The organism is Flagellimonas aquimarina (assembly GCF_003149745.1).
GTDB classification, from domain to species: Bacteria; Bacteroidota; Bacteroidia; order Flavobacteriales; family Flavobacteriaceae; genus Flagellimonas; species Flagellimonas aquimarina.
Window position 1 is genome coordinate 295581 of sequence record NZ_QGEG01000002.1, and the last position, 26329, is coordinate 321909.

At 37.4% G+C, this 26329-nt stretch carries 28 protein-coding genes; 16 read left to right on the forward strand and 12 right to left on the reverse strand.

Translation table 11 applies throughout. From position 1 onward, the window contains the following. Positions 1 to 84 precede the first annotated feature (84 nt). The 8 genes from DKG77_RS08085 to DKG77_RS08120 all read left to right on the forward strand — a co-directional run bounded on the left by DKG77_RS08085 (position 85) and on the right by DKG77_RS08120 (position 8356). Positions 85 to 1098 carry a TIGR01777 family oxidoreductase gene (locus DKG77_RS08085; protein WP_313789799.1) on the forward strand — a complete coding sequence of 338 codons (1014 nt, stop codon included), beginning with the start codon at positions 85 to 87 and terminating at the stop codon, positions 1096 to 1098. A 134-nt stretch (positions 1099 to 1232) separates the two neighbouring features. Next, entirely contained in the window at positions 1233 to 1808 is a 576-nt protein-coding gene (locus DKG77_RS08090; RefSeq protein ID WP_109662012.1) for a nucleotide exchange factor GrpE, read from the forward strand. Positions 1809 to 1814: 6 nt separating this feature from the next. Continuing rightward, complete coding sequence (gene dnaJ / locus DKG77_RS08095; protein ID WP_109662014.1) at positions 1815 to 2930, forward strand: molecular chaperone DnaJ; 1116 nt, start codon at positions 1815 to 1817, stop codon at positions 2928 to 2930. Positions 2931 to 3111: 181 nt separating this feature from the next. Then, positions 3112 to 4050, forward strand: coding sequence for an ABC transporter ATP-binding protein (locus tag DKG77_RS08100; protein ID WP_109662015.1), 939 nt, complete (start codon positions 3112 to 3114; stop codon positions 4048 to 4050). After that, positions 4040 to 5383, forward strand: coding sequence for an ABC transporter permease (locus DKG77_RS08105; RefSeq protein ID WP_109662017.1), 1344 nt, complete (start codon positions 4040 to 4042; stop codon positions 5381 to 5383). Before DKG77_RS08100 ends, DKG77_RS08105 begins: the two co-directional genes overlap by 11 nt. Positions 5384 to 5389: 6 nt before the next feature. Continuing rightward, a complete protein-coding gene (locus tag DKG77_RS08110) occupies positions 5390 to 6289 on the forward strand; it encodes a mechanosensitive ion channel family protein (protein ID WP_109662019.1) in 900 nt (299 codons plus the stop codon). Between the two features lie 50 nt (positions 6290 to 6339). After that, entirely contained in the window at positions 6340 to 7182 is an 843-nt protein-coding gene (locus DKG77_RS08115) for a DUF6268 family outer membrane beta-barrel protein (protein ID WP_109662021.1), read from the forward strand. A 10-nt stretch (positions 7183 to 7192) separates the two neighbouring features. Continuing rightward, positions 7193 to 8356, forward strand: a complete 1164-nt coding sequence (locus tag DKG77_RS08120) for a sigma-54-dependent transcriptional regulator (RefSeq protein WP_109662022.1) — start codon at positions 7193 to 7195, stop codon at positions 8354 to 8356. Here DKG77_RS08120 and DKG77_RS08125 read toward each other — a convergent pair whose 3' ends face one another. Continuing rightward, a complete protein-coding gene (locus DKG77_RS08125; RefSeq protein ID WP_133248438.1) occupies positions 8357 to 9070 on the reverse strand; it encodes a hypothetical protein in 714 nt (237 codons plus the stop codon). Between the two features lie 178 nt (positions 9071 to 9248). Between DKG77_RS08125 and DKG77_RS08130 the strand changes: the two genes are divergently transcribed. After that, on the forward strand, positions 9249 to 10130 hold the full coding sequence (locus DKG77_RS08130) for a PPK2 family polyphosphate kinase (protein ID WP_109663678.1): 882 nt from the start codon (positions 9249 to 9251) through the stop codon (positions 10128 to 10130). Next, complete coding sequence (locus DKG77_RS08135; RefSeq protein WP_109662026.1) at positions 10130 to 11527, forward strand: M20/M25/M40 family metallo-hydrolase; 1398 nt, start codon at positions 10130 to 10132, stop codon at positions 11525 to 11527. The genes DKG77_RS08130 and DKG77_RS08135 overlap by 1 nt, the downstream gene beginning before the upstream one ends. Before the next feature lie 46 nt (positions 11528 to 11573). On the opposite strand, the gene DKG77_RS08140 is transcribed toward DKG77_RS08135, so the two are convergent. Continuing rightward, on the reverse strand, positions 11574 to 11909 hold the full coding sequence (locus DKG77_RS08140) for a DUF1272 domain-containing protein (RefSeq protein ID WP_313789804.1): 336 nt from the start codon (positions 11907 to 11909) through the stop codon (positions 11574 to 11576). Between the two features lie 216 nt (positions 11910 to 12125). Between DKG77_RS08140 and DKG77_RS08145 the strand changes: the two genes are divergently transcribed. Beyond that, a complete protein-coding gene (locus DKG77_RS08145; RefSeq protein WP_109662030.1) occupies positions 12126 to 13058 on the forward strand; it encodes a peptidylprolyl isomerase in 933 nt (310 codons plus the stop codon). Between the two features lie 492 nt (positions 13059 to 13550). Here DKG77_RS08145 and DKG77_RS08150 read toward each other — a convergent pair whose 3' ends face one another. After that, positions 13551 to 13745 (reverse strand): cold-shock protein, encoded by a 195-nt coding sequence (locus DKG77_RS08150; protein ID WP_055397609.1) that lies wholly within the window; start codon positions 13743 to 13745, stop codon positions 13551 to 13553. Positions 13746 to 13836: 91 nt separating this feature from the next. Continuing rightward, positions 13837 to 14475 (reverse strand): peroxiredoxin, encoded by a 639-nt coding sequence (locus DKG77_RS08155; protein ID WP_109662032.1) that lies wholly within the window; start codon positions 14473 to 14475, stop codon positions 13837 to 13839. 164 nt (positions 14476 to 14639) lie between these two features. Between DKG77_RS08155 and DKG77_RS08160 the strand changes: the two genes are divergently transcribed. Beyond that, positions 14640 to 15182, forward strand: a complete 543-nt coding sequence (locus DKG77_RS08160; protein ID WP_109662034.1) for a YfiT family bacillithiol transferase — start codon at positions 14640 to 14642, stop codon at positions 15180 to 15182. A gap of 1 nt (position 15183) precedes the next feature. On the opposite strand, the gene DKG77_RS08165 is transcribed toward DKG77_RS08160, so the two are convergent. The 6 genes from DKG77_RS08165 to DKG77_RS08190 all read right to left on the reverse strand — a co-directional run bounded on the left by DKG77_RS08165 (position 15184) and on the right by DKG77_RS08190 (position 21485). After that, positions 15184 to 15705: a GNAT family N-acetyltransferase gene (locus DKG77_RS08165; RefSeq protein ID WP_109662036.1), complete on the reverse strand. Its 522-nt coding sequence runs from the start codon at positions 15703 to 15705 to the stop codon at positions 15184 to 15186. Between the two features lie 6 nt (positions 15706 to 15711). Next, positions 15712 to 16032 (reverse strand): cupin domain-containing protein, encoded by a 321-nt coding sequence (locus tag DKG77_RS08170; protein WP_109662038.1) that lies wholly within the window; start codon positions 16030 to 16032, stop codon positions 15712 to 15714. Positions 16033 to 16068: 36 nt separating this feature from the next. Beyond that, positions 16069 to 16629, reverse strand: a complete 561-nt coding sequence (locus DKG77_RS08175; RefSeq protein WP_109662040.1) for a thioredoxin family protein — start codon at positions 16627 to 16629, stop codon at positions 16069 to 16071. 45 nt (positions 16630 to 16674) lie between these two features. Then, positions 16675 to 19191: a M14 family metallopeptidase gene (locus tag DKG77_RS08180; protein WP_109662042.1), complete on the reverse strand. Its 2517-nt coding sequence runs from the start codon at positions 19189 to 19191 to the stop codon at positions 16675 to 16677. An 86-nt stretch (positions 19192 to 19277) separates the two neighbouring features. Continuing rightward, entirely contained in the window at positions 19278 to 19652 is a 375-nt protein-coding gene (locus DKG77_RS08185) for a PUR family DNA/RNA-binding protein (protein WP_109662044.1), read from the reverse strand. Positions 19653 to 19733: 81 nt separating this feature from the next. After that, complete coding sequence (locus DKG77_RS08190; protein ID WP_109662046.1) at positions 19734 to 21485, reverse strand: ABC transporter ATP-binding protein; 1752 nt, start codon at positions 21483 to 21485, stop codon at positions 19734 to 19736. 180 nt (positions 21486 to 21665) lie between these two features. Between DKG77_RS08190 and nusB the strand changes: the two genes are divergently transcribed. The 4 genes from nusB (at position 21666) to DKG77_RS08210 (ending at position 24885) form a co-directional block, all read left to right on the forward strand. Then, positions 21666 to 22613, forward strand: a complete 948-nt coding sequence (nusB, locus tag DKG77_RS08195; RefSeq protein WP_109662048.1) for a transcription antitermination factor NusB — start codon at positions 21666 to 21668, stop codon at positions 22611 to 22613. A 39-nt stretch (positions 22614 to 22652) separates the two neighbouring features. Continuing rightward, positions 22653 to 23132 (forward strand): DUF1573 domain-containing protein, encoded by a 480-nt coding sequence (locus DKG77_RS08200; RefSeq protein WP_109662049.1) that lies wholly within the window; start codon positions 22653 to 22655, stop codon positions 23130 to 23132. 13 nt (positions 23133 to 23145) lie between these two features. Next, positions 23146 to 23433, forward strand: a complete 288-nt coding sequence (yajC, locus tag DKG77_RS08205; RefSeq protein ID WP_109662052.1) for a preprotein translocase subunit YajC — start codon at positions 23146 to 23148, stop codon at positions 23431 to 23433. Positions 23434 to 23535: 102 nt separating this feature from the next. Then, positions 23536 to 24885: a Gfo/Idh/MocA family protein gene (locus DKG77_RS08210; protein WP_109662053.1), complete on the forward strand. Its 1350-nt coding sequence runs from the start codon at positions 23536 to 23538 to the stop codon at positions 24883 to 24885. 169 nt (positions 24886 to 25054) lie between these two features. Here DKG77_RS08210 and DKG77_RS08215 read toward each other — a convergent pair whose 3' ends face one another. Next, positions 25055 to 25531 carry a cupin domain-containing protein gene (locus DKG77_RS08215; protein WP_109662055.1) on the reverse strand — a complete coding sequence of 159 codons (477 nt, stop codon included), beginning with the start codon at positions 25529 to 25531 and terminating at the stop codon, positions 25055 to 25057. 204 nt (positions 25532 to 25735) lie between these two features. Then, the gene (locus DKG77_RS08220) at positions 25736 to 26329 is read right to left on the reverse strand and encodes a YdeI/OmpD-associated family protein (protein WP_109662057.1); all 594 of its coding nucleotides are present in this window, start codon (positions 26327 to 26329) and stop codon (positions 25736 to 25738) included.

Consider the following 26329-nt stretch of genomic DNA (forward strand, 5'->3'; position numbering starts at 1 on the left):
CTTTTGCTAAAGCGCTGTTAATTGCTCGCCTAACATTATCATAAATTTGTTTAAAGTTTAAACAATTATGTTAAACCTAAATTAATGCCTCATAAACAGCATTTTAAACCATTAAATTTGTTTCAAAGTGATAGTATGAAAGTGTTGATTACAGGTGCCACAGGATTAGTCGGCAAAGCCATTGTAAAGGTTTTGCACGATAAAGGGATGTCTGTAAATTACTTGACCACACGGAGGGAAAAAATGATTTCATCTCCAAATCTTAATGGTTTCTACTGGAATCCAGCCAAAAGCGAAATAGATATGGCGTGTTTGGATGGGGTTTCTGCCATAATAAATCTTGCAGGAGCAAGTGTTGCTAAAAGATGGTCTCCTACTTACAAGAAAAAAATACTTTCCAGTAGAGTGGATAGTATTCGGACATTACACAAAGCGCTGAATAAAATTGATGTAACTCAAATTAAGTCTTTCGTTTCAGCTTCGGCCATAGGTACTTATCCAGATTCCCTCATTAATTTTTATGATGAAAATGAGACAGATGTAGATGATAGCTTTTTAGGTGAGGTTGTGGAAAAATGGGAACAAGAAGTTGAAAGATTCAATAGTTTTGGTTTTAATATTTCCAAAGTTAGAATTGGCATTGTATTGTCAACCCTAGGTGGGGTATTGCCTAAAATGACAAGACCCATTCAAAACTTCATGGGAGCCGCTTTTGGAACGGGAAATCAATGGCAATCCTGGATTCATATAGAAGATTTGGCCCAGATTTTTGCTTTTGTGATTGAAAACAATTTAAAAGGAACATTTAATGCAGTGGCCCCAAACCCTGTCACCAATGCAAAGATGACGAAGGAATTGGCCAGAATACTGGATAAACCCTTAATTCTTCCAAACATCCCAAGGTTTGCAATGAAGATGATTTTAGGTGAAATGTCTTACATCCTTTTTGCTAGCCAAAGGGTTAGCTGTAAACGTATTGAGGAAAAAGGATTTGTCTTTCAACATCCTAACATAGGGGCTGCATTAGAAAACCTTTATTTGCCTAAGAAAGAGGAGAGTGAATCACAGATGGCATCTCTTAATAAAGAATTTGTGTAATGTAGTTCAACAACGGTTTAAATGTTACTATCCGCCATTGGCGGATTTTTTTGTGATTTGTTGTGACATTTTGACATTTTTAGACAATTGGCAGTACTTTTGCCACTTCAAAAAAGGAAATAAAATAATAGTTTATGAGCAAGAAAAGTAAGGTTGAGGAGATGGAGGGAGAACTAAACGATTCCCAAACCGTTAGCAATCCTGAACTGAGCGATGAGAATATGGCTATGGAAAATGAAATTGAAGGAAAAGAAGAACTTTCCATAGAAGACCAACTCAAAGAAGATTTGGCTAAAGAAAAAGACAAATTTCTTAGACTTTTTGCCGAGTTTGAAAATTTCAAAAAAAGGACTTCCAAAGAACGCATGGAATTGTTTAAGACTGCAGGACAAGAAGTAATAGTCTCATTACTGCCGGTTTTAGATGATTTTGACAGAGCTCTTAAAGAGATTTCCAAATCTGACGACAAAGAAATGTTCAAAGGTGTGGAGCTCATTAGCAATAAATTGAAAGAAACCTTGAAAGGAAAAGGGTTGGAACAAGTTGCAGTAGGTGAGGGCGATGTTTTTGATGCAGAAGTACATGATGCGATTACCCAAATCCCAGCTCCAAACAAGAAGATGAAAGGTAAAATAATAGATGTGGTCGAAAAAGGATTTAAACTTGGGGAACGCATCATACGACACCCAAAAGTAGTCGTTGGAAATTAAGAGTATATGAAAGATGACTTTTACGAAATATTGGGCGTTTCCAAGGGAGCTTCGGCCGCTGAAATAAAAAAAGCTTATCGGAAAAAGGCTATTGAGTTTCACCCAGATAAAAATCCAGGAGATACCAAGGCCGAGGAAATGTTTAAAAAAGCTGCGGAAGCTTATGAGGTGCTGAGCGACCCCGATAAACGTACTAAGTATGACCAATTTGGCCATGCGGCCTTTGAAGGTGGTGCAGGATTTGGTGGTGGAGGTATGAATATGGATGATATCTTCAGTCAGTTTGGAGATATTTTCGGCAGTGCTTTTGGTGGCGGATTTAGTGGCTTTGGAGGCTTTGGCGGAGGGCAACGCAGAGTAAAAGGGAGTAATCTCCGTATTAGGGTTAAGCTAACACTAGAGGAAGTTGCCAATGGAGTGGAGAAAAAAGTCAAGGTAAGAAGAAAGGTCCAAGCAGAAGGAGTAACCTATAAAACATGTCCTACCTGTAATGGTAGTGGTCAAGTAACCAAAATCACCAATACGATTCTAGGTAGAATGCAAACGGCGACTACTTGTAATACCTGCGGTGGAGCTGGACAAACTATTGATAAGAGACCTAGTGGAGCAGATGCACAAGGACTCAAGATGGAGGAGGAAACCGTTTCTATAAAAATTCCACCTGGTGTGGAAGAAGGTATGCAACTAAAGGTTTCTGGAAAAGGAAACGGTGCTCCAGGAGATGGAATACCCGGGGACTTGTTGGTGGCAATTGAGACTGAGGAACATCATACCTTAAAAAGAGAAGGTGATAATTTACATTACGACCTGTATGTTAGTTTTTCAGAGGCTGTGTTAGGGAGTTCCAAGGAGATTGACGCCGTGGGAGGAAAGGTCAGGATAAAATTGGAACCTGGAATTCAATCAGGAAAAATATTAAGATTACGTGGTAAGGGAATCTCCAGTATCAATGGGTATGGAAGCGGAGATTTACTGGTTCATGTAAACGTTTGGACACCAAAAGAATTGAACAGAGAACAAAAAGAATTCTTCGAGCGTATGCAGAATGATGAAAACTTTGTTCCAAAACCGGAAAAGTCAGATAAGTCGTTTTTTGAAAAGGTTAAAGATATGTTCTCCTAACAATTAATGCTTTTCTGTTTAAATAAAAAACGTATATTTGAAACTGATGTTGGGAAACCAGCATCTAATTTTCTTTTTCATAGCAATTTTTTTCCCATCCTTGATTTTTAAGGGTGGGTTTTGTTTTTAGGGGCGTAGCAGTCTTTTTGGTCAAATACATATCTTTGAAAAAATAGTTTAAATGGATCATATCCTTGTTGCCAAAAATGTCTCCAAAGCTTATGGTGACTTTACTGCATTGAGCAACATTTCACTAGAAATACCGGAAAACTGTATCTATGGCCTTTTGGGCCCAAATGGGGCAGGAAAGACCACCTTCATCCGAATCATTAATCAAATAACCTATCAAGATAAGGGAGAGGTGCTGTTTAATGGTAATCCTCTAGCGCCAGAACACATTTCCCATATAGGCTATTTGCCAGAAGAAAGGGGGTTGTATAAAAGCATGAAAGTAGGAGAACAGGCATTATATTTGGCCCAGCTTAAGGGACTTTCTAAGACCGAGGCAAAAAAAAGGCTAAAATATTGGTTTGACCGCTTGGATATAGGTGATTGGTGGAACAAAAAAATTCAGGAACTTTCCAAAGGTATGGCTCAGAAAATTCAGTTTATTGTGACTGTTTTGCATGAACCCAAATTATTGATCTTTGATGAACCTTTTAGTGGATTTGACCCTATCAATGCCAATATCATAAAAGACGAAATTCTTCAGCTTAAAGAAAAAGGAACATCCATCATATTTTCAACACACCGTATGGAATCCGTGGAAGAGCTATGTGAGCACATTGCCTTAATTCATAAATCAGAGAAAATACTGGACGGTAAATTATCAGACATTAAAAAGGCATATAAAAATAATATTTTCAACGTTGGACTAGAAATACAACAAGATGGAGAAACATTCGTGAACACATTGAAAGACAAATTTCAAATTCTATCTTCTAGCTTTGACAAGGAAGAGAAACAGCTAGATTTTACAATTCAGTTGCCATCTAACAATACCGCAGGAGTTCTTGCTGAATTGTCTAACCGTGCAAATATCAATCACTTTGAAGAAACCATTCCTTCAGCCAATGACATTTTTATTCAAACAGTAAATAATAAGGAGAATGACCGGTAAGCTGTTATTAATTATAAGACGGGAGTATCTAGCTAAGGTGAGGAACAAATCGTTTATAATCATGACCATTTTGAGTCCTCTTTTAATTGTGGGGATGATTGTGTTGATTGCCTACCTGACCAAAATAAATGATAGCGAGAAAAGAGTGATTTCGGTTTTAAATGAAAGCAGTTTTTTTAATGGGCAGTTTAGGACATCGGAAAGTACATCCTATGTTCGCTTTGAAGACCTTTCTTTGCAAGAAGCCAAAGATTCTACAAGTTCGTTGGGATATTACGGATTGCTATACCTGCCAGAAGGTGCCAATTTGGAACAGGTATCCAAAACAACCTACTTGTTTACCAAAGACAACCCGAACACCAACGTTACACAGCAGTTAGAAGGTATTTTTCAGAAGCAATTAAGGCAAGAAAAACTGGAAAGCCTAGGGGTTTCTCCAGAACAATTTTCAGATATTGAATCCTCCTTTGAAATTAACCTTGCCACGTTTGATGGTGAGAAAAGTATAAAAGGTATAAATGAGATCAAGGCATTTATTGGAGGAGGGTTTGGATACGCCATTATGATGTTTATTATTATTTATGGTGGTTTTGTAATGAGAAGCGTAATTGAGGAAAAAACCAGCAGGATTATTGAAGTGATTATTTCTTCCGTAAAGCCTTTTCAATTAATGTTGGGCAAAATAATAGGTACTTCTTTGGCGGGAATAACACAATTCACGATTTGGATAATTTCTGCTTCGCTCTTATTATTCCTTGTATCCTTGTTTTTAGGAATAGATTTAAGAGCAATTGCTGCTGAAAATCCTATGACCTCTGGAGGCATGAATGGAATGGCACAGTTTTCTACCCCTCCAAGTACCGAAATGATGTTGTATGCCAAGGAAATTTTAAATATTCCCTGGTTTCTTTTAATTAGCTCCTTTTTGGTATACTTCATTTTAGGGTATTTTATTTATAGCTCAATTTATGCAGCAATTGGTGCTGCCGTTGATAATGAAACAGATACGCAACAGTTTATTTTTCCCATTATATTGCCGCTAATGTTGGCCATTTATGTAGGTTTCTTTTCAGTTTTCAGCAACCCGCACGGTCCAATTGCAGTTGGTTTTTCATTATTTCCATTAACCTCTCCCATAGTTATGCTTATGAGGCTTCCAGGAGGAATTGGGGAAGGTGGCGTACCTTTGTGGCAATTGTTGCTATCTATTACACTCCTGATCGGAACTTTTTTTGGAATAGTGTGGTTAGCGGCCAAAATTTATAGGGTGGGAATATTAATGTACGGTAAAAGACCTACCTATAAAGAATTGTTTAAATGGTTGAAATATTAAATTAAGGTGCAAGAAGAGACCAGCGAAATAAAAGAAATCATACAAGAAGATATCTGGGGCTCCATTAAAGAATTCCTAAATACAGGATTTCATTTGGGCGAAGGTGAGAAATCCATACACCTTACCGTGGGCCTATTATTACTTTTAACTGTTGCCTTTATTGTCACCAAGTTCTTGTTAAAATGGCTTAGATATCTGTTTACCAGAAAAATGGAGCAAGAGGACAAACAAAAGTTCTCCAGTGTTTTTAAGTTCATCAATTACGTGATCTATTTGGTAGTTGTTTTGGTCACTCTAAGTGCTGCCGGAATAGACATTACTCTTATCATTACGGCTTCTGCAGCTTTGTTCGTGGGGCTTGGGTTGGCGCTTCAAGAACTGTTTCAGGATATTCTTGGTGGTATTTTTATTATTATTGACAAGTCCTTGCAAGTAGGTGATATTGTTGAGGTAGATAACAAAGTAGGCAAGGTTTTTGAAATTAAACTAAGAACGACAAGGGCCATAACTAGAGATGATAAAGTCATCATTATTCCAAACCATAAGTTCATTAGTGATATTGTATACAACTACACCCAAAACCATAGAACTACTCGAGAAAGAGTAAATGTTGGTGTTGCCTATGGAAGTGATGTTGTTTTGGTCACCCAACTTTTAGAGCAAGTTGCAGCAGAACAAAAGCAAGTATTAAAAAACCCAAAACCATTTGTCCTTTTTGACGACTTTGGTGACTCTGCTTTGCTATTTTCGCTACATTTTTTTACCAATGACAGTTTTGGTGATCCAAAGATAAAAAGCGAAATGCGTTACAACATAAATACCAAATTCAAAGAAAATAACGTTAGTATTCCTTTCCCTCAACGGGATGTACACCTAATCCAGTATCAAAAACCTCAGGAAAAATAAAAACCTCGATATATAATAGTGTAGTTGGGATTCTTGGATTCCTCTTTGGAATGCTTTCATACCAGACAGGATACAGTCAAAGTTCAGATATATTTAAATTTGAGTATTTAAACATACCAGAAAATGACTCTGGGATTAAAACACAGCGTTACAAGCTACTGTTCAACCTTCCTATTAAACTGAATAAAAAAAAGGACTACCTAATTACAGGTTTAGAGTATAATAGACTTGATATTGGTTATTCTCGTGATTTTCCGTTTGACAAAAGTGAATTAATACGCTTTCATGTTGCAGACCTTAATCTAGGTTTTATAACCAAATGGAACGAAAATTGGAACTTGGTAACAATTATAACACCGAGGTTTGCTTCCAATTTTACTAACGGGACCATAACCGATGATTTCTTTTTTAATGCAACAGCAACGTTATGGAAAGAGAAACCAAATGTGGACAAACCGTTCAGAATAGTACTTGGATTATCTTACAATAGTACCACAGGACTTCCTATACCATTGCCATTGGTGAGCTATTATCGAAGATTTCACCCAAAATGGTCCTATACCCTTGGTATTCCAAGATCTAACTTTAAACACCATATTACAAAAAAACACACTTTGGAGGCTACAATGTTGTTGGACGGATATTTTATAAATGTCCAAAACAATATTCTTTTGCCAGATGGACAGTTGGGGTCAAAGATTTCCCTTTCAGCACTAATAGGGGCCCTGGGATATCAGTACAATATAACCAAGAGAATGTCTTTGTACGCTCTGGTCGGACGTTCATTTGAACAAGAAGGAAAGTTACGAAATGACAAAAGGGACCGCGTTTTTTTGTTGAATGATGAGTCAAATCTTTATATTAGAACTGGTTTCAAGATTGGAATTTTTTAAATAGCATAATATGTCAAGAATATTGGTAATTGAAGATGAATCAGCCATTAGAAGAGTTTTGGTAAAGATTTTAAGTGAAGAGAGTGATACTTATGAGGTAAATGAGGCAGAGGATGGTCTAAGAGGTATTGAGGCTATTAAAAAAGAAGATTTTGACTTGGTACTTTGTGATATTAAAATGCCAAAAATGGATGGGGTTGAAGTATTGGAAGCTGCCCGAACAATAAAACCTGAAATACCATTTATCATGATTTCAGGCCATGGAGATTTGGATACAGCTGTGAATACCATGCGTTTAGGCGCCTTTGACTACATTTCAAAACCACCAGATTTAAATCGGTTACTGACAACCGTAAGAAATGCTTTGGATCGTAAAGAGTTAGTGGTTGAAAACAAAATCCTAAAGAAGAAGGTCTCCAAGAAGTACGAAATGGTAGGAGAAAGTGATGAGATTGAGGTTATAAAGGATATGATTGAGAAAGTTGCCCCTACAGATGCTCGTGTATTGATTACCGGGTCCAATGGTACTGGAAAAGAGTTGGTTGCGCATTGGTTGCATGAAAAGAGTCCGCGTTCTTCCGGACCCTTTATCGAAGTAAATTGCGCTGCAATACCTTCAGAATTGATAGAAAGTGAGCTATTCGGACATGTAAAAGGGGCGTTTACCTCTGCCATAAAGGATAGGGCAGGAAAATTTGAAGCTGCAAACAAAGGGACCATTTTTTTGGATGAAATTGGTGATATGAGCCTTTCTGCTCAGGCTAAAGTGCTAAGGGCCCTTCAGGAAAATAAAATTTCCAGAGTGGGTAGCGATAAAGATATTAAAGTAGATGTTCGGGTTTTGGCCGCTACCAATAAGGATCTTAAAAGAGAAATTGCTGACAATAAATTTAGAGAGGATTTATACCATCGATTGGCCGTAATTTTAATAAAGGTTCCCTCATTAAATGATAGAAGAGATGACATTCCTATATTAATAGATCACTTTTCCAGTCAAATAGCGGCAGAGCAGGGTACAACTCCTAAAAGCTTTTCAAAAAAGGCGATGGAATTGTTAAAAAGTTATGACTGGACCGGGAACGTGCGAGAACTTCGCAATGTTATAGAAAGACTAATGATTTTAGGAGGTAAAGAGGTGTCTGAAGAAGATGTTAAGCTTTTTGCTAGTAAATAATTAATCCAAAGGGCAATCCTCCAACCTGGCAAGTGCATCGTGTGCTATGGTCTTAACTCGTTGGTAGTACTGTTTTTTTGGCTCGGACAATCCTGTATTGAGTAGCGTTAACCTAGCTTCTTCATGTATTTTGGTAATAAACCCTTGAGCTTCTTTGCATTCTACCTGATTTACAACATTGTCCAAAGATGTCTCAAAACCAAGCAAGCAGTTATGCACATGTTGTCGTAGCTCTTCTCCTTGAGGCATAAGAATAGGATTATGTTGGTCAATGGCATCTTTTGTATTCAAAACCAACATGTTGTTGCCATAAGAACTGGAATGCTCTTCTTCAAAGGTTTTAAGCACTTTAATTCCAATGGTAGTGCTCTCCAATGCTATGTGCAATGATTTTTTTGAATCATTAAATGATTCTGCTTTTGTTGCCTCTTTAAGGTAGAAAAGAGCTTTTTCAAGACTTTCTATAGTTCCCTCACAACCGCAATCTACAAAGTTAAGTCTGCTTTTTTCAATGGCGTTTAAAGCCTTGTAGACATGGTATTTGGACATTTCAAAGCCATCCGCAATTATGGCTTTCTCCGTCTGACTTTTTATGTACTCAATATTGGAATTTGCATACTCGCAGGCATTGCGAGTTGTAAATGAAGTCATCAATAATAGGCCAATAACACCTAAAATAAAGACTATAAAGAGAATAATCTTTTTTGTTTTCATAACGCTAGATTTGGGACTGTGCGTCTTATGTTTCCTACTAAATTAAGGGAAGAATCGTTTGGAGGTAAAAAAAATCGATAAAAAGCCTGCTAAAACTACAAAACGTATAAACTATCGTTGAATGGTAGTTTTGAGGCGATGATTGAAGGAATGGACAAAAAGAACTATATTCATTCTTATGGAAAAAATCAATATTGATGCATATCAAGCAAAAAACACCCTAAAACTTTCCGAAAAGAGCACTTTTGAGGATTTTAACCATTCAGATAAAGAACTTAGGAAAAGACTCGGGGTTATTAGAAGGGATCTTGGAAAATTTCAGGATGTTTTATATGCCCACGGTAAATATGGCGTTCTTGTCTGTCTACAAGGAATGGATACCTCTGGTAAGGATAGCCTTATTAGAGAGGTCTTTAAAGATTTTAATGTAAGAGGGGTTGTGGTGCACAGTTTTAAAGTTCCTACAGAACTGGAATTAAAGCATGATTACCTGTGGCGGCATTATATTGCACTGCCCGCCCGAGGTAAATTCAGTGTCTTTAATAGAACACATTATGAAAATGTATTGGTTACAAAGGTCCATCCTGAGTATATCATTGGAGAGAATATTCCAGGGATTGAATCAGTTTCAGATATTGATGAAGGTTTTTGGGAAAACAGATACCGACAAATAAATGATTTTGAAAGACACATTTCTGAAAATGGCACACTAATATTCAAGTTTTACTTACATCTATCCAAAGAAGAACAACGCCAACGTTTACTTAGAAGACTGAGGTTAAAGGAAAAGAATTGGAAATTTTCAGCAAGTGACCTTAAAGAAAGAAAATTATGGGATGACTACCAGGCATGTTATGAAAAGGCCATAAATAAAACCTCAAAGCCCCATGCGCCTTGGTATATTGTGCCAGCTGACAATAAAAAGGCTGCAAGGGTAATAGTGGCAACTATTTTGTTAGAAGCGTTAAAAAAGCATAAAGATGTTGTAGAACCCGAGTTAGAAGAAAAAATAAAAGCTAATTTAGAAAGCTTTAAGGAACAACTGGAAAAAGAAACTTAATGAGAACAACCTTACTTTTAGCCCTTTTATTGATTAGCACCCCTTTTTTTTCACAAACAGATGATGAGAAACAAATAAGAGCGATTTACGATCAAGCTTTGACCAATGGAAAAGCATATGATTGGTTAAATCATCTTTCCAATCAGATCGGTGGTCGCCTTTCTGGTTCTGTGCAGGCACAACAAGCTGTTGATTATACAAAAGCACAATTGGATTCTTTAGGCTTGGATCGTGTGTGGCTGCAACCTGTAATGGTTCCAAAATGGGTAAGAGGAACTCCAGAGTTTGCATACATAGAAACTAAACCAGGCCTTACCACAAATGTTCCCATTTGCGCACTTGGGGGATCTGTTTCAACTCCAGACAAAGGTCTAAAGGCAAATATTATAGAAGTTCAAGGAATAGAGGATTTGGAAAAGCTGGGCAAAGATCGGATAGCAGGTAAAATTGTGTTTTACAATCGTCCAATGGAGCCAAAATTGATAAGTACTTTTGCTTCGTACTCAGGTTGTGTAGATCAGAGGTATTCGGGTGCCTCAGAGGCGGGCAAGTATGGTGCAGTTGGTGTTATTGTTAGATCTGTGACACTGAGTCTAGATGATTTTCCACATACAGGTTCCATGAGCTATGGAGATACACCGATAGAAGAACGAATTCCGGCCGCTGCTATAAGCACCAAGGGAGCAGAATTGTTGAGTACAACACTAAAATTAAATCCAAACATTAAACTTTACTTCAAGCAAAACTGTAAGCAATTTGATGATGTTGAATCCTACAATGTTATAGGAGAGATAAAAGGTTCTACCTACCCCAATGAAATTATGGTTGTTGGCGGTCATCTGGATTCTTGGGACTTAGGAGATGGCTCCCATGATGATGGCGCAGGGTGTGTGCAAAGTATGGATGTACTTCGCCTCTTAAAAGAATCTGGTTATAGGCCCAAACGTACGCTTCGGGTTGTATTGTTCATGAATGAAGAGAACGGACTCCGCGGTGGTAATAAATATGCTGAAGTGGCGCAGCGTAAAAATGAAAAGCACGTTTTTGCCCTAGAAAGTGATTCTGGCGGGTTTACCCCTAGAGGTTTTTCTTTTGATTGTTCAGAGGAAAACCTAAAACAAGTGCAAAGCTGGGCAAATCTATTTGAACCTTACCTGATCCATATGTTTGTTAAAGGATATAGCGGTGCGGATATTGGTCCCTTAAAAAACGATGAATTGGTATTAGCCGGTTTGCGACCAGACTCACAACGCTATTTTGATCATCATCATGCAGAAAACGACACTTTTGAGCACGTCAACAAACGTGAATTGGAATTAGGTGCGGCAACTATGGCCAGTTTGGTCTACCTTATAGATAAATATGGTACCATTCCATCAACCAAGATCAAAGGATAAATCAGTTTATTGAGAGACTGTTTTCTTAGCGGTTAGTTATATTGATCTATCTTTTTCTTGGGTCTAAATCAACAAATGCGTCATAAATCTTTTTGAATTTTTCCATGTCAATGGGTTTAAAAACCTCTTTTGTAGTGACAGGATGATTTTCTACACAATTTGGAGTGACGCATGTCTTAGGACGCGTGGGTCTTTTTGAAAAACCACCACCACAATTGGGGCAAACATTGTCTAGAACGTTTTCTACACAATCTTGGCAAAAAGTACATTCATAAGTGCAGATCATAGCCTCATCACTTTCATTAGGGAGGGATTTACGGCAGTTTTCGCATACAGGTCGCATTTCTAGCATAGAATTAAAGTTTAGGTTAAGAAGAGTCATGTTTTAGACATTGATGAATCTAACAAGTTAGCGAGAATTCTCAAAGAAATTGACTGCTATTATTCAAAGATACAGGTATTGCGGACAAGTGATAGCATCTTGTGATATGGCCCCCAAATTAATTTTTGGTACTTATCAACCAAAGAAAACATGTATCTTTGCGGCCTTAAAATAAGATAAAATCGAGTGATCGAATAATCTAGTTAATCCAAAGAAATGCAAGAAGGAATTTACGCAAAATTCAATACAACAAAAGGTGAGATAGTGGTAAAACTTACCCATGATAAAACACCTGGAACGGTTGGTAACTTTGTTGCCTTAGCAGAAGGGAATATGGAGAACAGTGCCAAACCTCAAGGCAAGCCATATTATGATGGACTCAAGTTTCATCGTGTTATAGCAGACTTCATGATTCAGGGAGGATGCCCGCAAGGAACTGGAACAGGTGACCCAGGATACAAATTTGATGATGAGTTTCATTCAGAATTAACTCATGAGGGCCCAGGGATCCTGTCAATGGCGAATGCCGGACCTGGTACCAACGGAAGCCAGTTTTTTATAACACATGTTGCAACTCCTTGGTTGGATAACAAGCATACTGTTTTCGGTCATGTAGAAGCAGGAATGGAAGTGGTGGATGCCATTGCTCAAGGTGATGCTATTGATAATCTTGAAATACTTAGGGTAGGAGCAGAAGCGGAAGCGTGGAATGCCATTGAAGCTTTTAGGGTGTTTGAGGGCGCAAGAGAAAAGAGGATTGCAGATGCCAAGGCCAATGCCGAAGCAGAAATGGAAAAAATAGCCGCTGGCTTTGATACCACTGAAAGTGGACTTCGGTATAAAATGATTCAACAAGGAAGTGGGGCCAAGGCCGAAAAAGGAAAAACAGTTTCTGTACATTATGAGGGCAGTTTAACCAATGGGCAAGTATTTGATTCTTCTTACAGCCGAAACCAACCTATAGATTTTGCATTGGGTGTAGGTCAAGTAATCCCAGGATGGGATGAGGGGATTGCCCTGTTAAAAGTAGGGGACAAGGCGCGTTTTGTAATTCCTTCAAACTTAGCTTACGGTAGCGCCGGTGCTGGGGGTGTTATTCCACCAGATGCTACCTTAATTTTTGATGTAGAGTTGATGAACGTGAAATAGTTGATATTCTCACAAAGGCAGGAATATAAAATAAAAAAAGCTCCCAAAATTGAGAGCTTTTTTTATTTAGATCTATTTACGCTAACCAATAACAGACATAAGTTAAGGGCTAGCAATAAAAGTAATACGATAAAAAAGGTACTCATTTGTACAAGATTTTGTTTTGGGGAAACTTCATCTGTATAACAACTGAACGTAGAAAAACCCTACTATATTGTTCATAAGTCCTTAACCTTGAGTATGAAGCCTTGCAAAATCTACTTTTTGGAACCGTTTACGCTTAATAAAAGTAACAATAGGTTAATAACAAGGAGCAAAGAAAGAATCCCAAAGAAAGTGTTCATAGTGTTGTTTATTTAATGGTGTAAGGGAAACTGTGTTTGTTTAAGTTTTAGATAAAAAAAGTGAAATAGGTTGCGTAAAGTTTAAACAAAAAAAATAAAAAACCCGGGCATTGCCCGGGTTTGTTCTATAAAAAAGTGTGCTGTTACCTTAATCTATAACTTGTACGTTTACGGCGTTCAATCCTTTTTTACCTTGCTGTAGTTCGAATTCTACTGCGTCACCTTCTCTAATCTCATCAATTAGGCCTGAAACGTGTACGAAGTGATCTGTGTTTGAACCTTCTTCTGTAATAAAGCCGTAGCCTTTTGAATCGTTGAAGAATTTTACTGTTCCTTTACTCATAATAAATACTAAAAAAATTAATTAGCTGCAAAGGTACACTTAATTTATTGTTAATTAAGCTTTTTTGCTTTTTTTTGAAATTAAGATTAGGTTAAGCTGTTGGATCTGGTGTTAATCGCAAATAAGGTTTTACCTCCTCAACACCTTTAGAAAAAATGTTTTTTGCCTCATCCGTAGGGATTGATGGACTTACGACCACTTTCTCTCCATGTTCCCAATTGGCAGGCGTGGCCACTTTATGATGAGCTGTCAACTGCAACGAATCTATAACTCGTAATAACTCATAAAAATTACGACCGGTAGACGCAGGATATGTCAAGATCAACTTCACCTTTTTGTCAGGACCAATAATGAAAACAGAACGAACCGTAAGCGTATCATCTGCATTTGGATGGATCATATCATAAAGATCGGATACTTTTCTATCTTCATCTGCAATAATGGGAAAGTTGACAACCGTGTTTTGCGTTTCATTTATATCTTTTATCCATTCTTCGTGAGACGCTGCACCATCAACACTCAATGCCATCATTTTTACGTTTCGTTTTTCAAACTCGCCTTTAAATTTAGCCGCAGTTCCCAATTCCGTTGTGCATACAGGGGTAAAGTCAGCAGGATGAGAGAAAAGAATTCCCCAACCATCTTCTAAATAATCATAAAAGTTTAACGTTCCCTGAGAGGTTTCAGCGGTAAAATCTGGAGCGATATCGCCCAATCTAATTGTAGCCATAAATGTTGTTTTTTAAATTGAAAAATAGGTATCACACAAAATTAGTGGATAAACAATCCGTATATTTTTATTACCGTTAAAAGTGTATTAAAGTTTTAAAAAACTAAATGATTTTGGTCATGTTCCAGTTGCATACTAACTCAAAAGTTTGCTACTTTTAATCTATGGAAAAAGACAATTTAGAAAAACTTAGATACCCTATTGGAATCTATAAAATTCCACAATCCATTACTGAAAACCACTTGAAAGAGTGGATTGCGATTTTAGAGCATTTACCCCAAAGATTATCAACTATGGTAAACCAGCTTTCAAATGAGCAATTGGAAACTCCGTACAGGCCTGGTGGTTGGACCGTAAGACAATTGGTGCACCATATATCTGATAGCCATCACCATAGTTATATTAGATTTAAGTGGGCATTGACAGAGGATAACCCAGTAATTAAGCCATATCTGGAAAAAGAATGGTCTAAACTGTTTGATGCAAAGTCGGCGCCTATTCAAATGTCCTTGGATCATCTAAAAGTTGTACATGCCAAACTGGTCTATCTTTTAAAAGGACTTTCCGCAGAAGATTTAAAACGAAAATTCACGCATCCTGACGGCAATGAAGAGACCACCCTTGAAGAAAACATTGGTCGTTACGCATGGCATGGCAGTCATCATTTTGCCCATATAGAAAACTTGATCAAAAGAGAAGGCTGGTAGTTTAAAGCTGTTTCGTCAATACCCACATGGCTTTTTCTGAGGGTTTTGCTCCAGGTAGTTTTAGTTCACTTTCTTTTTTGATTTTGAAACCATTTTTCAAATAAAAATTAATGGGATTTCCTTTTTTCATGGTGTCCAGCCAGACAATGTCCTTTTTTAGGTTTTTCGCATAGTTTTCAATAAGCTGTAAAACTTTTTTCCCAATGCCCTTGCCCGAATATGCTCTAAGAAGATAGATTTTTTCCGCAAGCAACGATTTTTCGCTCGAAAGTTCGTCAAGGGCTTTATGCTTGACCAACTTTACAATACCTACTGTATCAGTTTCAGTTTGAACCAAAAAGTTTTCTATGTTAGGGTCTGATAGTTCGTTTTCAACTATCGCTTTGGTGAAGCTATTTGATATATATGGGAATGAATCTTCATTTTCCCACAAATGCAGGTAGTGCTCTTTATAGGATCTCTTTCCTACTGAAATGTAAGTGTCCATTGTTGATGGATTGACCGGTACTAAAGAAATATTCATAAAATCTTATTCATGTTCACCACCTTCAGGGCCATAAAAAATAACCCATGTGGCAAAGTCATCGGTAAAGTTTTCAAATCGATGTTCTACTCCTGCAGGTACAAATAAAAAGTCGCCTGGGGCAAATGTGGTGCGTTCACCATCATTCATAAACTCTCCTGTTCCTGATACCACAACATAAACTTCATCCCTGGAATGTGGTTGCTGTAAATCTACTTTTTCTGGTTTATAGATTTCCACAGCTAGTGTTCCATGTTCAAACAACGTTAAAAAAGGGCTGTCTTGCCTTTTTAATTTTTCTAGCGCTTTTCCTGAGTTGATTTTCATCTTAAGTAAATTTCCAGTTTGAATAGAGAAACAGAATCAGTTATCCGCCCATTTTATGTTGCATCCAATGCTAGGTTTTTGATCTGCCACCGGCTTTGCGCCTTTTAAAAGTGCATCCATCGCATTTCTCAAATCTGTTCCGGTCAACGGAATGCCATTTCCTGGTCTAGAATCATCCAATTGCCCGCGATACGCTAGACTCAAATTAGTGTCGAAAAGGTAAAAATCTGGTGTGCATGCCGCATCGTATGCCCTAGCCACCTCTTGAGTTTTGTCATAAAGATATGGGAAGGAATAACCCTCCTCTTCAGCTTTAAGTTTCATCAAATGAGGTGCGTCCTGGGGGTAGTTGATTACATCATTACTGGAAATTGCCACAAAACCAATCCCTTTAGCTTGATATTCTTTTCCCAATTTGGAAATTTCAGGATTGACATGAATTACAAAAGGGCAATGGTTGCAAATGAACATCACCACAGTCCCTTTGCTTCCTTTTAAATCCTCTAGGGAACGTGGAACGTCTGTTACCGTATCAATTAAATTGAAAAAGGGTGCTTTCGTACCTAGGGGTAACATTTTGCTTGGGGTCCTTGCCATTTTTAATATTTTAAGCTTATTCTTTTAAAAATCCCTACAGTTCAATTACATCATTTGACCAAAGAAAATTGCATTCATCAACAGTTTGTTGGTTCCGTACCAAAATGCTCTGAAATTGGTGTTGTCCGTAAAAAGAATTACTCTTCCTTTACCCATTCTTGTAGCTTTAAAGGGCACGCTATTTTTAATGAGTTCCTGATTTTCTTCTGAAATATAGCCACTTAAAAGAGGATTGTTGGTATACTGAATAGGGTTGTCATAGCTATTCTTTTCTGGTTTTAGGTAAATATTGGTATTTCTGAACATAGCCAGCTTATCATTCTTATACCCAAAGTTTATAGGGTGCGAACGATCTAGTTTGGTTTCAAAAATGGCACCGCCAGTAACTTGGGCCCCTCTAAAATCATTCTTTTGATCAAAAGGTATGTTTTTGGCTACCAAGGTGTCTTTCTTCATTTCAAGTTTCATGAACTCGTACTTATTAAACCAATTGGCAGTGTTTCTATACCCGATTACTGTTCCACCGCTTTTCACCCAATTCTTGATTTTTTCAGCTCCTTGCTTATCCAAAATTTTATTTCCCCAGCCACTGGGCAAAATTAGGTCTGTATATTGATCAAGGTCAGCAGTGTTAAAGTACCTTGTATCTATTTTGGTGATTTTCATATCATATCTGGTGTCAAACAAGTGCCAAATTTCACCAGCGTCATAAGAACGTACACCGTCACCAACCAAAATGGCTATTTTTTGCTTTTTAATGGGGTCAAAATCATTGCTTCCCAAATCTATTCCTTGCGTAAGTCCGGTAGATACAGCTTTGATTTTAATTCTGCTGTCCTTGGCCACATTGTTTAAAAAGTTGTACAAATCCTTTGGATTTAACTTCTGGTTTTGAACGGGGACCATTATAGTGCCATAGTCATATTGTTTCCCTTCCAGAGAAAATGGGGATTTGGCGGTTTTTGCACGTAACCCTTTTTGTAAAATTTTATTCAATGCTTTTGGAGTGTAATACTCATGCCATTCAAATAGATAAGCGTAATTACTGTGCTTATCCGTTCCGCCATTAGGTGCTTTAAAATCCAATACCTCCGGTCCAGCGTTGGACAGAGAGGTCAAATTTGCATAATCAACATTAAATGACAAAGGGAACGTCCATGCTGAAATATCATAAAAAAGACTGTCCTGGAACGTTGTTCTTTTCTCGAACATTGCATTGATCAATCTTGGGTTTTTCTGATTCATTGGAACAACATAGCTATATCCTTTTTTGTATGTTTTGCCAGCAATGGTTGCATCTGAGGCCAGTTCATGAAACTTTATTTTGTGCCTATTCAAAATTTCGGCTAAATGCCATGTTTTGGAAGCATCTTTGCTATCTCCAAAAACGATTGCTTTGGTTCTGCTTTTTGAAGCTTCTGTGCGCATGTCACGATAAAACTTCTGCTGGTAGTCCAATATTTTGGCACGCATGTTTTTAGCGGCCTCTATGGTTGATAAAGCCGTAGTGAACTGGTTTCTTATGGTAAACGGAAAGGTTAACGTTCCGTTTTCACTTTCTTGGATATGACCTCTGGAACTTCCTTGCTCAAAAAGAATTCCAATACTTCCATTAACATCTGGAAAGGTGGAGCCTTTTCCATAATAATAATCGTCGTAATTTTCTTCTGAATAGTAGAGAGAGCCAATTTTATCTAACGCTTTAGCATGGTATGTGGCAATTTCTTTTGTGAGCTCCTGATTGGCTTTTGGGGTCAAAGGATTTACTCGTGTAGGTTCTCCCGGTTGAAAGAAAAATGTGGAGTTTGTTCCCATTTCATGATGATCTGTCAAAATATTTGGCAACCAATTGTGGAAAGTTTCAATACGTGCCCTGCTTTCTGGCAATTGTACAGGTAACCAATCACGGTTCATATCAAACCAATAATGGTTTGTTCGCCCACCGGGCCATACTTCGTGATATTCCCTCTCATTATTGTCAGAATTTAAGTTTTGGCTTTTATGGACATTGGCCCAATACGCGAAACGTTGAAGGCCATCTGGATTAAAACTTGGGTCTAAAAGAATGACCATATTCTCTAACATAGCATCTATTTCTGGACCTTGTGCAGCAGCCAAATAATAAGCATAGGCCAAAGAGGCATTAGAGCCACTTGGTTCATTTCCATGAATGGAAAACCCTTGATAGACCACTATGGGCATTTCTGAAGTATTGGTAGGTCCTCCTTCTGATAACGCAATATGCTGTTGTCTTATGGTTTCAATATTTTGATGGTTTTTTGGTGTGGTGATGGTAAGTAACAGCACTGGTCTTCCCTCAAATGTTTTGCCGCGGTCCGCTATGGTGATTCTATCACTTGAAGCTGCTAGCTGCTGCATATAGAACACTAGTTTATCATGCGTTACATGCCATTCCCCAACTTCATGTCCAATTATTTCAGCTGGTTTTGGAATATTTGGGTCATAGGAAACATTATCTGGTAGATAGTAGTCCAGAGTTACATTTTGGGCCATAAGGCCAATTCCAAACATCAGAAAAAAAAGGACGTTGAATTGTTTCATAAGATTGTGTTTGTGTTAGTCATTGATAAAAATAAAAAACGACCTGCTTAGTAGAGGTCGTTTTAAGTTTTTTTTAGAGATTCAGTTTAGATGTCATCGAAATCAACATCTGTAAAGTTTCCTGTTGCCTCTCCATTTTGACTTGCTTTATTTTCTTCTTCTTTTTTGAAATCTTTTTGATGTCTTTCGGAAATTACTTCTTGACCTTTTTCGTCAATGATGTAATCCATCATTTCTTCCATGATTTCTTTAAAAGCTGCAAAATCTTCTTTGTATAAGTAGATTTTATGCTTCTTGTAGTGAAAGGAGCCATCATCATGTGTGAATTTTTTGCTTTCAGTGATTGTTAAATAATAATCACCTGCTTTGGTGCTTCTTACATCAAAAAAGTAGGTTCTTCTCCCTGCTCGTAGGACTTTGGAGTAAATTTCTTCCTGATCCATTGTATCTTTCTCGCCCATATGGTATAGTGTGTCGTTTAGTGCAATGTTGAATAATTCTACCAAAAATGTAAAAAAAATGCTAATTCAGCAACTTTTTTATCATTCTTTCTCAGAGAGTTGGTTCAGGTAGAGCTCTTTGTAGTAACCTTCAATATTGTTTAACTCATCATGTGTGCCTTCTTGGATTATTGAACCATTTTCAAGCACAATTATCTTATCTGCATTTTTTGCAGAGGATACTCTATGGCTTACAATAAGTGTAGTTTTATTCTGAGATACTTGTTTTAAATTATTCAATATTTCTTCTTCAGTTTCAGTGTCCACTGCAGACAGGCAATCATCAAAAAGAAATATTTGTGGGTTTTTTAATAAGGCCCTGGCTATTGATACTCGTTGTTTTTGCCCTCCACTCAATGTAATGCCACGTTCACCCAGAACGGTATCATATTTATTGGTGAATCCTTCAATGTTGGCATGAACCGCTGCTTTTTTTGCAACGGAAACAATTTCTTCAAAAGAAGCATTTTCATCACCAAATCGGATGTTGTTCTCTATGGTGTCAGAAAATAGAAAAGCATCTTGGGGCACTGCTCCAATAGCACTTCGTAAGCTATTTAGATTTAATTCTTGGACTGGGGTACCATCAATTAAAACTTCGCCAGATGAAGTGTCGTAAAGTCTGGCTACCAAATCTAGAATGCTGGATTTTCCAGACCCTGTTTTTCCTAGAAAAGCTACTGTTTGCCCTGCTTCTATGGCAAAGGAAATGTTGTTGAGCGCGGTTATATTTGTATCCTCGTAGGTAAAGGTCACGTTTCTAAATTCAATGCTTCCGATTATTGGTGTTGCTGTTTCAACCTCATTTTTAATGGTGGGCTGAACTTGTAAAAATTCATTGATTCTTTTTTGGGAAGCCTCTGCTCGTTGTACAATGGATGTCAACCAGCCTACAACGGCAACGGGCCATGTAAGCATGTTCACATAAAGTATAAACTCGGCAATAATACCTATGGAAGCTATTTCGCCATTTATGTATTGTTTGCCGCCAATGTAGATAACAAAAATGTTGCTTATTCCTATCAACAAAATCATTAACGGAAAGAACCAAGCATTTACTTTGGCTAAATCCATACTGGTATCTTTTCCTTCAATGGCCAAATCGTTAAGTTCAGCATTGATTTTGGGCTCCAGTCCATATGCCTTTATTACCGAAACTCCAGAAAAGGATTCCTGTGTAAACGTGGAAAGCGTTGATAAATACTCCTGTACTTTTGTACTTCTTTTGTGTATGATTTTACTTATCTGATAGATTAAAACAGATAAAAAGGGTAAAGGGAGCAATGTGTAAGCTGCCAAAGTGGGAGCTTTAATGAACATTAATGGAATTAAACAAGCGAAGAGCGTAAGGGTCTGAATGCCGTACATAATTGCTGGTCCCCCATACATTCGCACTTGGTTGACGTCTTCACTGATTCGGTTCATTAGATCGCCAATCCTATTCTTTTTGTAAAAATTAAGATTTAGGAATTGATAATGATCAAAGACCTCGTTCTTTAAATCATATTCTATATATCTGGAAACGTTGATGATAGTTTGCCGCATTAAAAAGGTAAAAAGCCCAGAAAGTAGAGCGGCTCCAACAATAATAAGTATATATTCAAACAGGAGCCCTTTAGCTTCAGATATGGAAATGGTCTCAGAGATGAAACCCTCAACAGCCTGTATGGATTTATTTACATACGAAGGCATGATAAGGGAAAAAACACGGGCAATAATGGTGATTAAAATCCCCAAAAAAAGTTTGAACCAGTATTTTTTAAAGTATTTGTTAAGGTGTTTTAGTTCCTTCATAAGAGGAAAAGATGGTTTTTCAGAAGTAGTTTTTCGATGACAATTCAGCAAATATATGGGATTACGAACAAAGTAAATGTTATAAAACTGATAAGAAAACAACTTTGGTAGGTAGGAATGAAATATAAGATTACTTTTGCGCAGTAAAAGCCAACTAACGACTTTAAAAGTTCTTTAAAAATGCTTACCAGAAGGCATATCAGAGTAAAAGTAATGCAATGCATTTATGCATTGATTCAATCCAAGGATGATTCTTTGGAGAAACAACAGAAATTTCTAAAAGTAAGTATTGACAACATGTATGTCCTCTACTTACTTGTTTTGAGTCTTTTGGCCGAATTACATAAAATGGCCGAAAAGCATGTGAGCCATGCCTCTAAAAAATATGTTGCCACAGAGGATGACAAGTATCCAAATGGAGAAAAATTTGTTCAAAACAAATTATTGCTTCAAATCTCCAACAATGAATCGCTAAAAAAAGAACTCTCCAAAAGAAAATTGAACAATTGGTACTTGAATGAGGAGTACGTTAAAATCATTTACAAAGAGGTTGTTGCAAGCGATATCTATAAGCAGTACATGACAAGCGATAAAGGTGGCTATGAACATGATAAAGAAGTAATACTGCAACTTTACAAAAGCATTATAGCACCCAATGACAAGATTTACGAATACTTTGAAGATGACAAGCTTACTTGGGTGGATGATATTCCAATAGTAAACACTTACTTGGTAAAACGGTTGAGGAAAGCCACTGTATCTTCTGAAGAAAGTTTTTTCCTTCCTTCCTTGTTAAAGGATCAACAAGACATGGAATATGCCAATGAGCTACTGACCAAAACTTTGTTGAATGATGCTAAATGGGAAAAAGAAATCGAAGGAAAAACCCCAAACTGGGATAATGACCGTATTGCAGAAATTGATTCCATTATCCTAAAAATGGCTATTTGCGAGTTGCTCAATTTCCCATCTATACCTGAGAAGGTAACACTCAACGAATATTTGGAAATAGCAAAAGAGTATTCCACGCCCAAGAGCAGTATTTTTATTAATGGGGTTTTGGATAAGTTGGCCAAGGAATATAAATCCAATGGTAAACTGCAAAAAATGGGAAGAGGTCTACAATAAACAATATTTGATTAATTTTGGAAAAAATAATTTTTTAGTATGAAAAAAATAACAACAATTTTAAGTTTGATTTTAGCTGTAACTCTTGTAAGTGTTTCTTGCAAGGACAAAGCTTCAAGTAAAATAGTTGCTGACAATGTTGAAAGTGCCACAGACAGAGATGAGGCGCAAAAGCAACTTCCTGTAATGAGTTTTGATAAATCAGAACATGATTTTGGTACAATTGCACAAGGTACTGCGCAAGAGACGGTATTTAAATTTACAAATACAGGGAATGCACCTTTAATTATTACCGATGCCAAGAGCAGTTGTGGATGTACAGTTCCTGAATATCCAAAAAACACACCAATTGCTCCAGGAGATACAGGCGAATTGTTAGTGAAATTTAACGGTTCTGGTCAAAATCAAGTGACCAAAACGGTAACTGTTACCGCAAATACAGAAAAAGGCTCAGAACTTTTAAGAATAAAGGCCTTTGTTAACCCAAAGAACGCACAAGCTGCGGGTCCTGTTAAATAGAGCAATTTTTTAGATGGAAAATATTGGACAGTTTTTACCACTGATATTGATTTTTGTTGTGGCTTATTTTTTTATGATTCGCCCACAGATGAAACGTCAGAAGGATGAGAAAAAATTTACTTCGGAGCTCAAAAAAGGTGATAAAATAATCACCAAAAGCGGACTTCACGGCAAAATTGTGGAATTAAATGACAAAGATTTTTCTTGCGTCATAGAAACTATGGCAGGTCGTTTAAAATTTGACCGTTCCGCCATATCCATGGAGATGAGCAAAAAATTATCAGCTCCGGCCAAAAAGTAAACAAGATTAAATGTTTGATGAAAAAGCACCCTTTGGGTGCTTTTTTTGTTTCGGACCGAAAATGATAAAAAAGTGATAACTTGTTGAATATCAATTTTTATCATGGAAACTAGAAGAAATTTCATCAAAAGAAATACATTGTTTGCTGGAGGAGTGGCAGTCTCAACACTATTCCCAATGGAACTTTTGGCAACAATGCGAAAAAAAGTTGGAGCCAACGACAGAATCAATGTCGGCCTAATTGGATGCAAAGGAATGGGCTTTGCCAATCTGACTTCCATGCTAAAAATGTCAGAAATCAATATTTTGGGATTATGCGACGTAGATGAAAATGTGCTTAACCAACGTGTGGCAGATTTAGAAAAAGCGGGTCTTAAAAAACCCAAGTTATACAGCGACTACCGTAAATTACTAGAGAATAAAGATTTGGATATTGTAATTGTGGGTACTCCGGACCATTGGCATTGCTTACAATTGATTGACGCCTTGCAAGCAGGGAAAGATGTGTATTGCGAGAAACCTATTGCCAACTCCATAGCCGAGTGTGATGTAATGTTGAACCGGGTCAATTCTAGCGATCGGATCGTTCAAATAGGACAATGGCAGCGTAGTCAACCTCATTTTGTTGACGCAATAAATTATGTGCACTCCGGGGCCTTGGGAAAAATACGCATGGCCAAAGCCTGGGCATTTCAAGGTTGGATGAAACCCGTGCCGGTAGTTCCCAATAGTGCAGTTCCAAACGGAGTGGATTATAAAATGTGGCTGGGACCTGCGCAAAATCGTCCTTTCAACCAAAATCGCTTCCACTTTAATTTTAGATGGTTTTGGGATTACGCGGGTGGATTAATGACTGATTGGGGGGTTCACCTAATAGATTATGCACTGTATGGAATGAAAGCTTCAACACCTAAGTCTATTATGGCTTTGGGTGGAAAATTCGCATACCCCAATGATGCGTCTGAAACCCCGGACACTTTACAGACCGTTTATGAATTTGATGATTTCTCACTTTTATGGGAACATGCAACGGGTATTGATGGAGGTAGTTATGGACGAAACCACGGAATAGCTTTTATTGGAAACAATGGTACTTTGGTGTTAGATCGTGGAGGTTGGGAAGTAATTCCAGAAAAAAACCGTCCAAATTGGAGTGAGGACCTTGGGCCCAAAATAGAACCGGTTTCATTGCAACCCAATACCGGTAACGGATTGGACCTACATACTGCCAACTTTGTTGAAGCAGTAAAACAGCGAGATCGAACCATATTAAGAGCCCCTATAAAAGTTGGATACGATGCGGCCAAGGTTTGCCACATGGGCAATATTGCTTTTAAAACAGGGGAACGATTGTTCTGGGATACCGAAAAATCGAGTTTTAATAAAAGTGAAGCCGATGCGCTTTTGAAGACAGCCTATCACAATGGCTGGAAGCTACCAAAAGTTGGATAAGCAATATCCTTTGATATGGTTGCACTTATCAGTTTGGCTATGGTTTCGTTGTGGAATTGTCCGCTAGGACCATTCCGCGAGAACCAAGCGATGATTGAATGATAGGAATTTTCGATGTAAAACTCCGCCACAATGAATTATAGCCGTTGTTGTACGCTGGCATTTTAATTCAATTACTTTTCAACTTTTTGGCTATACCATCGTAATATTCTTGCGTTACTACTTCAGTCCAAGTGGTTGGTTTTCCGCCACCATATAAAGCCAAATATGTTACATCACTAAGTTTGGTAGAGGTATGCCAGTGTTCTATATCTTTTTCGCATTTAATTACATCTCCTTCTTTCAGAATTACGGGTTCTTTTCCTTTTTCCTGATAATAAGCTTCTCCATCCACAATTATTAAGACTTGGGCAGAACTATGTTTATGCCAATCCAAGGTTGAATTTGCTTTAAAGGTTGCTTTTGTGATATTATAACCCAATTCTTTGTCATCGTGAATAATGGCATTTAGCCAAGCTTCTCCAATGTAATGAGTATTTGGTGCTTTTGTACCTTCAGTAAGATATGATGAAACCTTATATTCAGAATCTTGGGAAAATGCGGATAATGAGGCAAAAATAAATAGGATTAAAATTGAATTTTTCATTTTATATTTCTTTAGTATCGATTGCTTGCGTACAACGATAAGCTAAAAATCGTTTCAATGATTCTTTAGCAACTGATAAGTGAAGTTCGGGATTTTTATTGTAAAAATCCAGACCAAATTAATGGATGACCCGTATGAATTTAGGAACATAGTTCCTTCCCTCGACGAGCTCAGGATGACGAGCAAAAGGAGCTTTTAAACTTGTTAACGGTAAGCGTCATTAAGTCCTATGCCTTTTTCTATCATTGGAATGATTTTTTCCAGCCTTCTAATTTTTGTTTTTTCTTGTTTGGCTTCATTAATGTATTCGCAATATTCCTTTCGTTTATATGGAGAGAGTGTATCAAAAGAAGCTTTAAGAACATCACTTTGTGTTAGTTTGGTTTGCAGTAATGCAGGAGCCTTTATGGGCTCTGTATTTTTGGCAGCAACCATTTCTATACCATTTTCTTGGTTTTCAATAGCTTCGTTCATATAAGCCAGTACAGTTGCTTGATCAATATCTTTTTCAGAGGAAAAATACCAATGGCGCATTGCTTTGGTTTTGCCCTCCTGGGCATTGCGCAACACTTTTTTTGGATCTTTAAGAAAAACACCATTATAGAACCACACGCCAAAATGATTTTTAAACCTACAAATACCAAATACATTTTTATCTTTTACAGTATAAACAGGTATGTTCCACTTATAGTCTTCTACACTGTTTGTTTGCGAAGCTAGTTCTCGCAGAATGCAGATTCCTTGCCTAAAATGATGCTCTTCCTGAAAATAGATATCCAGTTTTTCTGATTTTTCCAT